This window comes from Pseudomonas sp. LBUM1678 (genome assembly GCF_059695575.1).
In genome coordinates this window covers 1,229,417-1,242,046 of sequence record NZ_CP166775.1, presented here as the reverse complement: position 1 = coordinate 1,242,046, position 12,630 = coordinate 1,229,417, and the positions used below count along the sequence as shown (strand labels likewise).

The following is a 12,630-nucleotide window of genomic DNA, read 5'->3' as shown; positions in this document are numbered from 1 at the left end:
TCGCCAGCAGGCTGGCTCCCACATTTAGTCCGCGCCCATATTCAAGTTTTCCGGAGTTTTCCATGACGGCCCACGCCGACCTTTCGCCGACCCTTCAACTCGCCATCGACCTGATCCGCCGTCCGTCCGTGACGCCGGTCGACGCCGATTGCCAGAAGCAGATGATGCAGCGCCTGGGCGATGCCGGTTTCACCCTGGAACCGATGCGCATCGAAGATGTGGATAACTTCTGGGCGACCCACGGCAAACACGACGGCCCGGTGCTGTGCTTCGCCGGTCACACCGACGTGGTGCCGACCGGCCCGGTGTCCGCCTGGCAGATCGACCCGTTCAACGCGCTGATCGACGAACACGGCATGCTCTGCGGTCGTGGCGCGGCCGACATGAAAGGCAGCCTCGCCTCCATGACCGTGGCCGCCGAGCGCTTTGTCGCCGACTACCCAGACCACAAGGGCAAGGTCGCTTTCCTGATCACCAGCGACGAAGAAGGCCCGGCACACCACGGTACCAAGGCGGTGATCGAACGCCTCGTCGCACGCAAAGAGCGCCTGGACTGGTGCATCGTTGGTGAACCGTCGAGCACCACGCTGGTGGGTGACGTGGTCAAGAACGGCCGTCGCGGTTCCCTCGGTGCCAAGCTGACCGTGCGCGGCGTGCAGGGTCACGTGGCGTATCCGCACCTGGCGAAGAACCCGATCCACCTCGCCGCCCCGGCCCTGGCCGAACTGGCCGCCGAGCATTGGGACCACGGCAACGACTTCTTCCCGCCGACCAGTTTCCAGATTTCCAACGTCAATTCCGGCACCGGCGCGACCAACGTGATTCCGGGCGACCTGGTGGCGGTGTTCAACTTCCGCTTCTCCACCGAGTCCACCGTCGAAGGCCTGCAAAAGCGCGTCGCCGACATCCTCGACAAACATGGCCTGGACTGGCACATCGACTGGGCGCTGTCCGGTTTGCCGTTCCTGACCGAGCCGGGTGCGTTGCTGGATGCCGTGGCGTCGAGCATCAAAGACATCACCGGCCGTGAAACCAAGGCATCTACCAGTGGCGGGACCTCCGACGGGCGCTTTATCGCGACCATGGGCACGCAAGTGGTTGAACTGGGCCCGGTCAACGCGACGATCCATCAGGTCAACGAGCGTGTACTCGCTGCCGACCTCGACGTGCTGACCGAAATCTACTACCAGACCCTGATCAAGTTGCTCGCCTGATGCTCGCTTGCCCGATCTGCAGCGAACCGCTGAACGCGGTGGACAACGGCGTGGCCTGCCCCGCCGGGCATCGTTTCGACCGTGCGCGGCAGGGTTACCTGAACCTGCTGCCGGTGCAGCACAAGAACAGTCGCGACCCTGGGGATAACCTCGCCATGGTCGAAGCCCGTCGCGACTTCTTGAACGCCGGCCATTACGCGCCGGTGGCCAAGCGCCTGGCTGAACTGGCCGCGCAATCCGCGCCCCAGCGCTGGCTGGACATCGGTTGTGGCGAGGGTTACTACACTGCGCAAATCGCCGAGGCCTTGCCGAATGCTGACGGTTACGCGCTGGACATCTCCCGGGAAGCGGTCAAACGCGCCTGCAAACGCAACCCGCAGTTGACCTGGTTGATCGCCAGCATGGCGCGGGTGCCGTTGGCCTCGGGTAGCTGCCAGTTTCTCGCCAGCGTCTTCAGTCCGCTGGATTGGGAGGAGGCCAAGCGCCTGCTCAGCCCTGGCGGCGGTTTGATGAAAGTCGGGCCGACCAGCGGCCATCTGATGGAATTGCGCGAGCGGCTGTACGACGAAGTCCGTGAGTACACCGACGACAAGCACCTGGCTTTGGTGCCGGAAGGCATGGCGCTGCAACACAGCGAAACCCTGGAGTTCAAACTGACGCTTTCAAAGGGTCAGGATCGCGCCAACCTGCTGGCCATGACGCCTCACGGCTGGCGCGCCAGTGCTGAGCGCCGGACGGCGGTCATCGAGCAGACCGAGCCGTTAGAGGTCACCGTTTCGATGCGCTACGATTATTTCGTACTTCAATAATTTTTGATTTCGAGCAACGGCTCGAGGCCGGCTAAATCCGCGAATGGATTTTTCAGACACGCAGTGAGGACATCCATGCGCCAACCCGATATCGAGATTTACCTGAAAGACGCCGACGTCGACTACAAGGCCATCGCGGCCTGGCTCGGCGCCGCTATCGGCCCGTGCAGCGACTGGGTTCAGAAGGGCCAGACCTTCAAGTGTAAGGCCGGCAATGTGCTCGTGACCTGGCTACCGAAAGCCGTGGGCAAATGGAACAGCCTGTACCTGGAAAGCGACCAGACCCCGTGGGACGACGACATCGCCTGCGCCCGCGCAGCCTTTGCCGCGCTGAATGTCGAGGTGCGTTGCGCACCGGGCACCTGGGTTGAAGAAGAAGGCGAAGAAACAGCGGATCGCTGGATGCGCATCAGCGCCGATGGTGAAGAAGAGATCACCTGGAAAACGGTTTAACACTTCACACCGCAAACCCGTAGGAGCGAGGCTTGCCCGCGAAGCTTTTAGCGCCAGTAATGACGCCTTCGCGGGCAAGCCTCGCTCCTACAGGTCATATGTGAGACCAGGAGTGGGTTTACAACCCTACAACGTCTTCGGCCTGCAACCCCTTCTCGCCCGTCACCACGGCGTATTCAACCTGTTGACCTTCAGCCAGCGAGCGATGCCCCTCGCCGCGGATCGCGCGGTAATGCACGAACACGTCCACCCCGTCGTCACGCTGAATAAAGCCATAACCCTTGGCGTCGTTGAACCACTTCACATTGCCGGTTTCGCGCGTTGCCATCTGTTCATACTCCTTTCTTATTATTGATCGGGCTTTTCGCAGGAAAGCCTCGGGAACATTGCTTGCACTGATAGGTGCCACTGTCTGGCCAGTGCGGGCACGCCGAGTATATGTCAGGCGCTAGAACTCTCAACTGGAGTTTACTTGTGTGCTTTTTTGCCGATTTTCAGTGAATACGGCACACTATCGGCCGCCCGAGCAAACGCTCGGTTTTATTCACTCACGCAGAAGCCGTATGACCCGTTCCCCGTTCCGCCGTCTTGTGTTTGGCACCCTGCGCCGACTGCTCTATCTCTGGGTTCGCTCGGAGACGATCAACCAGTCGTCGTTCACCCTCAACCTCGACCGCAGTCGTCCGGTGTTCTACGTCCTGCAAAACCCTTCGCTGACCGACCTTGCCGTGGTCGACACCGAATGCAGCAAGGCCGGCCTGCCCCGTCCGGTGCTGCCAGTGTCAGTGGGTAACCTGGTGGAACCGGCCGCATTTTTCTACCTGACGCCGGAGCCCGACTGGCTCGGCCGTCAGGACAAACGCGGTGCGCCGCCGACCCTGACCCGTCTGGTCAGTGCCCTGAGCCAGAACGCCGCCGAAGACGCGCAGATCATTCCGGTCAGCGTGTTCTGGGGCCAGTCGCCCGACAGCGAATCGAGCCCGTGGAAATTGCTGTTCGCCGACAGCTGGGCCGTGACCGGGCGTCTGCGTCGATTGCTGAGCATCATCGTGCTGGGACGCAAGACCCGCGTGCAGTTCTCGGCGCCGATTCACTTGCGCGAGCTGATCGACCACAACAAAGGCCACGAGCGCACCGTGCGCATGGCCCAGCGGATCCTGCGCGTGCACTTCCGCAACCTCAAGGCCGCAGTGATCGGCCCGGACATTTCCCACCGTCGCAACCTGGTCAAAGGCCTGCTCAATCAGCCGCTGGTCAAGCAAGCGATCCTCGATGAAGCCGAGCGCGAAAACATCTCCCCGGAGAAAGCCAAGGCCCAGGCCCTGCGTTACGGCAATGAGATCGCCTCGGACTACACCTACACCGCGATCCGCTTTATGGAAGTGGTGCTGAGCTGGTTCTGGAACAAGATCTACGACGGCATCAAGGTCAACAACATCGAAGGCGTGCAGAAGGTCGCCCCGGGTTACGAAGTGATCTATGTGCCGTGCCACCGCAGCCATATCGACTACCTGCTGCTGTCCTATCTGCTGTTTCGCAACGGCTTGACCCCGCCGCACATTGCCGCCGGGATCAACCTCAACATGCCGGGCATTGGCGGCCTGCTACGTCGCGGCGGCGCGTTCTTCATGCGTCGTACCTTCAAGGGCAACCCGCTGTACACCTCGGTGTTCAACGAATACCTGCACACCCTGTTCACCAAAGGTTTCCCGGTCGAGTACTTCGTCGAGGGCGGCCGTTCGCGCACCGGGCGCATGCTGCAACCGAAAACCGGGATGCTGGCGATTACCCTGCGTAGCTTCCTGCGTTCGTCGCGCATGCCCATCGTGTTCATCCCGGTGTACATCGGTTATGAGCGTGTACTGGAAGGCCGGACCTACCTCGGCGAACTGCGCGGCGCGAGCAAGAAGAAAGAATCGATCTTCGATATTTTCAAAGTCATCGGCGCGCTCAAGCAGCGATTCGGCCAGGTGGCGGTGAACTTCGGTGAGCCGATCAAACTCGCGGAATTCCTCGACAGCGAACAACCTGACTGGCGTAAACAGGAACTCGGCCCGCAGTTCAAACCGGCCTGGCTCAACGAAACCACCAACCGTCTTGGCGAGAAAGTCGCACAACACCTGAACGAAGCGGCGGCGATCAACCCGGTCAACCTGGTGGCGTTGGCATTGCTGTCCACCAGCCGCCTGGCGCTGGATGATCGCGCCATGGCGCGGGTGCTTGATTTGTATCTGGCGCTGTTGCGCAAGGTGCCGTACTCGCCGCACACCACGCTGCCGGAAGGTGATGGCCGGGCGCTGATCGAGCATGTGAAGGACATGGACCTGCTGTCCGAACAGAGCGACGCCCTGGGCAAGATTCTGTATCTGGACGAGCAGAACGCCGTCCTCATGACCTACTACCGCAACAACGTGCTGCACATCTTCGCCCTGCCGGCGCTGCTCGCGAGTTTCTTCCAGAGTGCCTCGCGCATGAGCCGCGAACAGATCCTGCGCTACGCCCGCGCGCTGTATCCGTACCTGCAATCGGAATTGTTCATTCGCTGGACGCTGGACGAGCTGGATGGCGTGATCGATCAATGGCTCGAAGCGTTCGTCGAGCAAGGGTTGTTGCGTTTCGAGAACGACGTCTACTTGCGCCCGGCGCCAAGCTCGCGGCATTTCGTATTGCTGACCTTGTTGTCGAAGAGCATTGCCCAAACCCTGCAACGCTTCTACATGACCGTATCCCTGCTGCTCAACAGCGGCCAGAACAGCATCAGCGCCGAAGAACTGGAAGACCTGTGCACCGTCATGGCCCAGCGCCTGTCGATCCTGCACGGGCTGAACGCCCCGGAGTTTTTCGACAAGAGCCTGTTCCGGCACTTCATTCAAACCCTGCTGGACCTCGACGTGCTCAAGCGCGACGAGGCCGGCAAGCTGAGTTACCACGAACTGCTGGGTGAACTGGCGGAAGGTGCGGCCAAACGGGTGTTGCCGGCGGAGATCCGTTTGTCGATCCGTCAGGTGGCATTGCATCGCAGTGAAGATGCGGCGGATCAGGCTTAGTTGAAGTCGCCCGTAACTTTCTGACAATGACTATAAGAACAAGGATGTTCTTATAATCGGTCAGTTATGGATTAATAGAGACCCATTTAATCCAGATACGGATATCGCAATGAACCCATTGGAAGACACAAACCAATACATCACCCTCACTTTTAGTTTGCCTGAAGACTTTCTGCCTCCAAGTGATGGCGAAACCTGTATAAACGTTCAAACTGCCAACACTTCTCCTCCCGTCATCGTAGCGCAATCCCGTGAACCTATACTACGCAGTCGGCGCTGGAACTTTTCATTTGCGCACAACTATTCCGATGTCAGCGTCAAATACCTTGTGACGATCAACATGACCCATAACGGCGTTCCGCTGTTGATTGATCTGGACTACTTTGTGATTGTCCACCGTGCACCGCACCGACAAACCTTGCATCTGAGCCCGATCGGCCGCCTCTTTATCCAGGCGCAAGCGCCTCGACCGGTCGAACCCGAACACGCCGTCACCGTTGCCGCCCACGAGCACGACGACACCCATGCACGCGTCACTCAGATACATATCAGCGAAAAAATGGCGGAGGCATTTTATCTGGAGTACGACCCAGCCACTGTCGTCCCCGGCAAACGCTATACCCTGACCGCCACCGAAAACGAATACCGGAATCCAATAGCGGTCTATCCGGAATCCGTTGTATTGAAGCCCTTTATCACGACCTGAAAGAAGCTCGACAAGTTACCCTTCGTTGCTCGTTATCTATCTTGCTGCCGATTCGCTCAGCAAGTCAGGAAATGCCCTACATAGCGTTCGTTGCGCTCGGCTATATGCTGACGGCTCGTGATTTACGACGATGCATTTGATAAGGAAATCAAAATGAGCAACGAATACGAAAAAAGTATCAGCGGCACCGTGCACTATCTACTAAGAGTTCAGTTACCCACAAATTCGACACTTCACGTCAGCCTGCTGGATGTCACTTCAGCGGATGCCCCCGCCAAAGAGCTCGCCCAGCAAGTCATCCCTCACGCAGAAACAACAGGGTTGGACTTTACCTTGCTGTACAAGAATACCGATGTCCTGCCTGACCACCGCTATGCAATCCGTGCACGGATCGAAACCACCGAACAAGTGATCTTCGCGACCACTAAAGACCACGCGGTGCAGTTGGGTGTCGATCACCTGCGCCCTGAGGACGTAATTGTCCGCAATGTTCGTACAAAACCGGACGGTAACTTCTAAGCCTTCAGCTGAATAAATCCGTTAAATTGTCGTTGGCGCCGGTCTTCTTCGGGCGCCAATGACAGGGATTCGATTCATGAAAAAACGCTCGCTTCTGGGACTGGCTGCTTTACTCAGTGCCTGCCAAACCATGCAACCTGCCGCAAAAACCAGCCTCGATGGTGAAGTCTTCTACCTGCAACGCATCGCCCTGCCGCCGAACGCCACCTTGAGCGTCAGCCTGCAGGACGTGTCCCTTGCCGACGCGCCCGCCGTTGTCCTCGACGAACAGACAGGCCTGGTCAAAGGCCAGGTGCCGCTGCCGTTTCATCTGAGTTACGATCCGGCCCAGGTCAAACCCGGCCATCGTTATTCGGTCAGCGCGCGTATTGAAGTCGACGGCAAACTGATGTTCATCACCACCGAACACCACGCCGTACAGCTTGATGGCCGCGACCCGCAGCCACTTAAAATCCGCGTTGACGCCGTCCGCTAAACTCCTCTTTCGTACAAGGAAGCTGCCATGTTCCGCCCTACCCTACGCTTCGCCGGCCTCTGCGCAGGCTTGATGATCTCCGCCAGCGCGCTGGCGCTGTCGCTCAGTGACCTGTCACAAAAAGACGCTACCGGCGGCCTCAAGGATGCCCTGACCCAAGGCGCGCAACTGGCCGTCAAACAACTTGGCACGCCGGGCGGCTTCAGCAACAACCCGGACGTGAAAATCGAACTGCCAGGCAAACTGGGCAAAGTCGCCAGCAAAATGAAACAGTTCGGCATGGGTGATCAGGTCACTCAGCTGGAAACCAGCATGAACAAAGCAGCTGAAACCGCTGTGACCCAGGCCCAGCCAATCCTGGTGGACGCCGTGAAGAAGATGAGCGTCGAGGACGCCAAAGGGATTCTCAGCGGCGGTAACGACTCGGCCACTCAGTACCTGAGCAAAACCAGCCGCGAACAGATTCGCGCCAAGTTCCTGCCGATCGTCAAGCAAGCCACCGACCAGGTTGGCCTGGCCAAGCAATACAACACGTTCGCGGGCCAGGCAGCGACCCTGGGTGTGCTGGATACCAAGAACGCCAACATCGAAAGCTACGTCACCGAGCAGGCTCTGAACGGTTTGTTCGAAATGATCGGCAAACAGGAAGAAACCATCCGCCAGAACCCTGCGGCGGCGGCGACGAGTTTGGCGAAGAAGGTCTTCGGTACCCTCTAAGCCTTAACACCGATCCTGTGGGAGCGGGCTTGCTCGCGAAAACGGTCGTCCAGTTGGATAATGTATCGCCTGACAGGACGCCATCGCGAGCAGGCTCGCTCCCACAATGGTTCACTGTCCTACGCAAATACTGTAGTCGCAGAAGATCAACTGTGGGAGTGAGCCAGCTCCCACAATGGGTCAAGCAGTCGATGCTGCACGCAGAAAGAACACCCATTCACGTCCCATCTTTCTCTTCTCAAACACATTCAACTCCACCAGCCCATTCAACGTGGCTGACGCGGTGTTGTATGAGCAGTCCAGGTTCTCTTTCACATTGACCGCCGTGAACTCTTTCGCCATCCCACTCTTGGCCACTTGGTAAACGGCGCGCTGCTTCTCGGTCAGCTGATCGAAAAATCCGGATTCTGTCAGCCAGCGATCAAAGCGTTCCGTATACGCCAGACTTTTCCGATACGCCTCGGCAAAACCACTGACAGCACGCAGAATCACTGAACACTGAAAGTCGATGAAATAAGTCAGGTCCAGATCATCCGCCTCGGTATTCAAATAGGATCGCCCATATTTCACCGGCGCATTACGCAGCAAAATGCTGATCGCTATATAGCGAAACGCAGAGAAATCATTCTTGAACATGAACCAGTAAAACAGCGCCCGCGCGACTCGCCCGTTTCCGTCACGGAAAGGATGCTCATAGCCCAGCGCAAAATGCAGCGCGATGCCTTTAATCATCGGATGCAGATAGTCCGCTCGCTCTGGATCGTCGTGTGACTGGTTGATCCATTCCGACAATGTCCGCAATCGCGAAACCAGACCCACGGCAGGTGGCGGCGTATGAACGGTGTTCCCCTCCCCGTCCTGCACCACCACATCGTCGTTGGCCCTGAATTCCCCAGGCGAATACTGAGCATCGTCAATCCCCTCGACACCGACGCGGTGCATCGCCGTTATCAGTTGGACGCTCAGAGGTTCGTAGCGCTGTTCCCAGGCAAAATTCATCATCTTGTAATTGCCCACCACCATTCGCTCATCCGGCGTGCGCGGCAGACGCTTGCGCTTGAGCATGTCCTTGGCCACTCGCGTGGTGGTTGCCGCACCTTCAAGCTGACTGCTGCTGATGGCTTCGTCTTCGATCAGGTCGTTGAGCAGATAGCTGAAATGCGCATGCTCACCGATCCGGCTGGTCATGTATTCCAACGCGGCTGTCGTGGCCTGCCGGTCTACCGCCGAAATTGCTTTTTGCGCCAACGGGGTCAGCACGAAGTTGCCCCACTGAACGGGCTCGCCCAATGGCAGGAGACTTGAATACTGTGCGGTCCGGGCTTTCTTCACCAACGCCCAGCAAAGACTCGAGTCCATTCCTGGCGCCCAGCGGTAGCGTAATTCGTGGAATGGAAGGTAACGCCCCTGATCATCCAGAGGCTTTAGCAAGGCGAGATAATCCGTAAGGCGCTCTTTGTGGGGCGACTGCGCCAACAGCTCAAACACCGGGTCGGACCTCCCCTCGAACAAGGGTGGTTTTTTCATGATTGCTGTCTCAAAAGCTCATTAAACTGAGCCTCGAGTACAGCATCCGGATCTCTCTGACTCAATATCAGAGAAATCCGAGATTGACGTAGGAAGTCAGACCGACTCTTTCTTGATCCTGAACCACGCCGCATACAACGCCGGCAAAAACAGCAACGTCAATGCCGTCGCCACGATCAATCCGCCCATGATCGCCACCGCCATTGGCCCGAAGAACACGCTGCGTGACAACGGGATCATCGCCAGCACCGCCGCGAGCGCAGTCAACACGATCGGCCGGAAACGCCGCACCGTGGCTTCGATAATCGCTTGCCACGGCTTGAGCCCGGCGGCGATGTCCTGCTCGATCTGGTCCACCAGAATTACCGAGTTACGCATGATCATCCCGGACAACGCGATGGTCCCGAGCATGGCGACAAAACCAAACGGCTGGCGGAACACCATCAGGAACAGCGTCACCCCAATCAAGCCCAGCGGCGCCGTCAGGAACACCATTACCGTGCGTGAGAAACTGCGCAATTGCAGCATCAGCAAGGTCAGCACCACCACGATGAACAGCGGCACACCGGCCTTCACCGAGTTTTGCCCTCGGTCCGAGTCTTCCACCGTGCCGCCGACGTCCAGCAAGTAGCCATCGGGCAATTCGGCGCGGATCGGGTCGAGGGTCGGCATGATTTGCTGCACCAGCGTCGCCGGTTGGTCCTTGCCGTAGATGTCGGCGCGGATCGTCACGTTCGGCAGGCGGTTGCGGTGCCAGATAATGCCCTCCTCGAAGCCATATTCCAGGGTCGCGACTTGCGACAGCGCCACGCTGCGACCGTTGTCGGTCGGCACCGCCAGGCTTGGCAGCAACGACAGTTCGGTGCGCTCGTGCAAGGTGCCGCGCAGCAGGATCTCGATCAACTCGTTGTCTTCGCGGTACTGGCTGACGCTGGAACCGGTCAGGGAGCTTTGCAGAAACTTCGACAGGTTCGCCGTGCTCACGCCCAGCGCCCGGGCGCGGTCCTGATCAACGTTCAGGTACACGACTTTGCTCGGCTCTTCCCAGTCCAGATGGACGTTCACCACATGCGGGTTCTCGCGAACCTTGGCCGCCACTTTTCGGGCCAATGCGCGGACTTCCTCGATGTGCTCGCCGGTCACCCGGAACTGCACCGGATAGCCAACCGGCGGACCATTTTCAAGACGTGTGACCCGCGAACGCAGGGCCGGGAATTGTTCGTTGAGGGTTTCGATCAGCCAGGTGCGCAGGGTTTCACGCTCCTCGATGGTCTTGGCCATGACGACAAACTGAGCGAAGCTTGCTGCCGGCAGTTGCTGATCCAGCGGCAGGTAGAAGCGTGGCGATCCAGTGCCGACGTAGGCCACGTAGTTGTCGATGCCGGCGTGATCCTTCAGCAGCGCTTCAAGGCGTTTGACCTCATCGGCGGTGTTGCTCAGGGACGCGCCTTCAGCGAGTTTCAGATCAACCATCAACTCCAGTCGCCCCGAGGCCGGGAAGAATTGTTGCGGCACAAAACGAAACAGCACAATGGAGCCGATGAACAACACCACGGTCAGCACGATGACGGTTTTACGCCAGCGCACGCACCACTCAACCAAGCGCCTGACCCGCTGATAGAACGGCGTGCCGTAAGGATCGGGCTGACCCGTGCCATGTTTGGCAGCATGAATCTTCGCCAGGTCCGGCAGGAGTTTCTCCCCCAGATACGGCACGAAAACCACCGCCGCAATCCACGAGGCCAGCAACGCGATGGTCACCACCTGGAAGATCGAGCGTGTGTATTCGCCGGTGCCCGACTGCGCGGTGGCAATCGGCAGGAACCCGGCGGCGGTAATCAGGGTGCCGGTGAGCATCGGGAACGCGGTGCTGGTCCAGGCATAACTGGCGGCCTTGATGCGGTCGAAGCCTTGCTCCATTTTGATCGCCATCATTTCCACGGCGATGATCGCGTCGTCCACCAACAAGCCTAATGCCAGCACCAACGCACCGAGGGAAATCTTGTGCAGGCCGATGCCGAGGTAATACATGCAGGCGAAAGTCATCGCCAACACCAGCGGAATCGCCAGCGCCACCACCATGCCGGTGCGCACGCCGAGTGAGAAAAAGCTCACCAGCAACACAATCGCCAAGGCTTCCACCAACACCTGAACGAACTCGCCGACACCGGTTTTCACCGCGGCAGGCTGATCGGAGACCTTGCGCAGCTGCATGCCCGCCGGGAGGTTTTTCTGGATGCGGTCAAATTCGATTTCCAGCGCCTTGCCCAGCACCAGAATGTCGCCGCCATCCTTCATCGCCACGGCCAGACCGATGGCGCTTTCCGCCATGAAGCGCATACGCGGTGCCGGTGGATCGTTGAAGCCGCGACGCACGTCCGCCACATCGGAGATGCGGAAGGTGCGATCACCGACGCGGATCGGGAAGTTCTTGATCTCGTCGACTGTCTGAAAATTCCCCGAAACCCGTAGCTGCAATCGCTCGCTGGTGGTTTCAAAGAACCCGGCCGTGGACACTGCGTTCTGCTCTTCAAGCGCTTGCTGCACGGCGGCCAGGGGCAAACCAAGCGTGGCGAGTTTGACGTTGGAGAGTTCGATCCAGATCTTCTCGTCCTGCAACCCGAGCAGATCGACCTTACCCACATCCTTCACCCGTTGCAGCTGGATCTGGATGCGGTCGGCGTAATCCTTGAGCACCGCGTAGTCAAAACCGTCGCCGGTCAGCGCGTAGATATTGCCGAAGGTGGTGCCGAATTCATCGTTGAAAAACGGCCCCTGAATACCCGGCGGCAAGGTGTGCCGAATGTCACTGACCTTTTTGCGGACCTGATACCACAGCTCCGGTATTTGCACCGAATGCATCGAGTCTCGAGCAATGAAGGTCACCTGGGATTCGCCGGGGCGCGAGAACGAGACGATGCGCTCGTATTCGCCGGTTTCCATCAGTTTCTTTTCAATGCGCTCGGTGACCTGACGCGACACCTCCTGCGCCGTGGCGCCCGGCCAGTTGGTACGGATCACCATGGCCTTGAAGGTGAACGGCGGGTCTTCGCTTTGGCCGAGCTTGGTGTAGGAAAGCGCGCCGACGATGGCCAGCAAGAGCATCAGGAACAGTACGATCTGGCGATTGCGCAGCGCCCATTCGGAAAGATTGAAACCCATC

General features: G+C 58.9%; 11 protein-coding genes. 8 read left to right on the top strand and 3 right to left on the bottom strand.

Translation table 11 applies throughout. From position 1 onward, the window contains the following. Window positions 1-62 precede the first annotated feature (62 nt). From dapE to ACA070_RS05445, 3 genes are all read left to right on the top strand, one after another. Window positions 63-1,214: a succinyl-diaminopimelate desuccinylase gene (dapE, locus tag ACA070_RS05455; RefSeq protein ID WP_497450342.1), complete on the top strand. Its 1,152-nt coding sequence runs from the start codon at window positions 63-65 to the stop codon at window positions 1,212-1,214. Next, window positions 1,214-2,023: a putative RNA methyltransferase gene (locus ACA070_RS05450; protein WP_497450341.1), complete on the top strand. Its 810-nt coding sequence runs from the start codon at window positions 1,214-1,216 to the stop codon at window positions 2,021-2,023. Before dapE ends, ACA070_RS05450 begins: the two co-directional genes overlap by 1 nt. Before the next feature lie 75 nt (window positions 2,024-2,098). Continuing rightward, entirely contained in the window at window positions 2,099-2,476 is a 378-nt protein-coding gene (locus tag ACA070_RS05445) for a hypothetical protein (RefSeq protein ID WP_497450340.1), read from the top strand. Window positions 2,477-2,594: 118 nt separating this feature from the next. Here the strand turns inward: ACA070_RS05445 and ACA070_RS05440 are convergent, their stop codons facing one another. After that, the gene (locus ACA070_RS05440; protein ID WP_042557861.1) at window positions 2,595-2,804 is read right to left on the bottom strand and encodes a cold-shock protein; all 210 of its coding nucleotides are present in this window, start codon (window positions 2,802-2,804) and stop codon (window positions 2,595-2,597) included. Window positions 2,805-3,039: 235 nt separating this feature from the next. Between ACA070_RS05440 and plsB the strand changes: the two genes are divergently transcribed. The 5 genes from plsB to ACA070_RS05415 all read left to right on the top strand — a co-directional run bounded on the left by plsB (window position 3,040) and on the right by ACA070_RS05415 (window position 7,940). Further along, window positions 3,040-5,523, top strand: a complete 2,484-nt coding sequence (plsB, locus tag ACA070_RS05435) for a glycerol-3-phosphate 1-O-acyltransferase PlsB (protein ID WP_497450339.1) — start codon at window positions 3,040-3,042, stop codon at window positions 5,521-5,523. 109 nt (window positions 5,524-5,632) lie between these two features. Continuing rightward, complete coding sequence (locus ACA070_RS05430; RefSeq protein WP_497450338.1) at window positions 5,633-6,229, top strand: hypothetical protein; 597 nt, start codon at window positions 5,633-5,635, stop codon at window positions 6,227-6,229. 153 nt (window positions 6,230-6,382) lie between these two features. After that, a complete protein-coding gene (locus ACA070_RS05425; protein WP_497450337.1) occupies window positions 6,383-6,748 on the top strand; it encodes a YbaY family lipoprotein in 366 nt (121 codons plus the stop codon). A gap of 76 nt (window positions 6,749-6,824) precedes the next feature. Then, on the top strand, window positions 6,825-7,223 hold the full coding sequence (locus ACA070_RS05420) for a YbaY family lipoprotein (RefSeq protein ID WP_497450336.1): 399 nt from the start codon (window positions 6,825-6,827) through the stop codon (window positions 7,221-7,223). 27 nt (window positions 7,224-7,250) lie between these two features. Then, a complete protein-coding gene (locus tag ACA070_RS05415; protein ID WP_497450335.1) occupies window positions 7,251-7,940 on the top strand; it encodes a DUF4197 domain-containing protein in 690 nt (229 codons plus the stop codon). 180 nt (window positions 7,941-8,120) lie between these two features. Here ACA070_RS05415 and ACA070_RS05410 read toward each other — a convergent pair whose 3' ends face one another. Further along, entirely contained in the window at window positions 8,121-9,467 is a 1,347-nt protein-coding gene (locus tag ACA070_RS05410) for a Fic family protein (protein WP_497450334.1), read from the bottom strand. 96 nt (window positions 9,468-9,563) lie between these two features. Then, complete coding sequence (locus ACA070_RS05405) at window positions 9,564-12,629, bottom strand: efflux RND transporter permease subunit (protein WP_497450333.1); 3,066 nt, start codon at window positions 12,627-12,629, stop codon at window positions 9,564-9,566. Between the last annotated feature and the right edge of the window lies 1 nt (window position 12,630).

What these genes read in the sequence shown, in the direction of transcription:
- ACA070_RS05410 (WP_497450334.1), bottom strand. Translation starts at nt 9,467, where the DNA reads ATGAAAAAACCACCCTTGTTCGAGGGGAGGTCCGACCCGGTGTTTGAG.
- ACA070_RS05450 (WP_497450341.1), top strand. Translation starts at nt 1,214, where the DNA reads ATGCTCGCTTGCCCGATCTGCAGCGAACCGCTGAACGCGGTGGACAAC.
- ACA070_RS05445 (WP_497450340.1), top strand. Translation starts at nt 2,099, where the DNA reads ATGCGCCAACCCGATATCGAGATTTACCTGAAAGACGCCGACGTCGAC.
- ACA070_RS05425 (WP_497450337.1), top strand. Translation starts at nt 6,383, where the DNA reads ATGAGCAACGAATACGAAAAAAGTATCAGCGGCACCGTGCACTATCTA.
- ACA070_RS05405 (WP_497450333.1), bottom strand. Translation starts at nt 12,629, where the DNA reads ATGGGTTTCAATCTTTCCGAATGGGCGCTGCGCAATCGCCAGATCGTA.
- ACA070_RS05440 (WP_042557861.1), bottom strand. Translation starts at nt 2,804, where the DNA reads ATGGCAACGCGCGAAACCGGCAATGTGAAGTGGTTCAACGACGCCAAG.
- plsB (WP_497450339.1), top strand. Translation starts at nt 3,040, where the DNA reads ATGACCCGTTCCCCGTTCCGCCGTCTTGTGTTTGGCACCCTGCGCCGA.
- ACA070_RS05420 (WP_497450336.1), top strand. Translation starts at nt 6,825, where the DNA reads ATGAAAAAACGCTCGCTTCTGGGACTGGCTGCTTTACTCAGTGCCTGC.
- ACA070_RS05415 (WP_497450335.1), top strand. Translation starts at nt 7,251, where the DNA reads ATGTTCCGCCCTACCCTACGCTTCGCCGGCCTCTGCGCAGGCTTGATG.
- dapE (WP_497450342.1), top strand. Translation starts at nt 63, where the DNA reads ATGACGGCCCACGCCGACCTTTCGCCGACCCTTCAACTCGCCATCGAC.
- ACA070_RS05430 (WP_497450338.1), top strand. Translation starts at nt 5,633, where the DNA reads ATGAACCCATTGGAAGACACAAACCAATACATCACCCTCACTTTTAGT.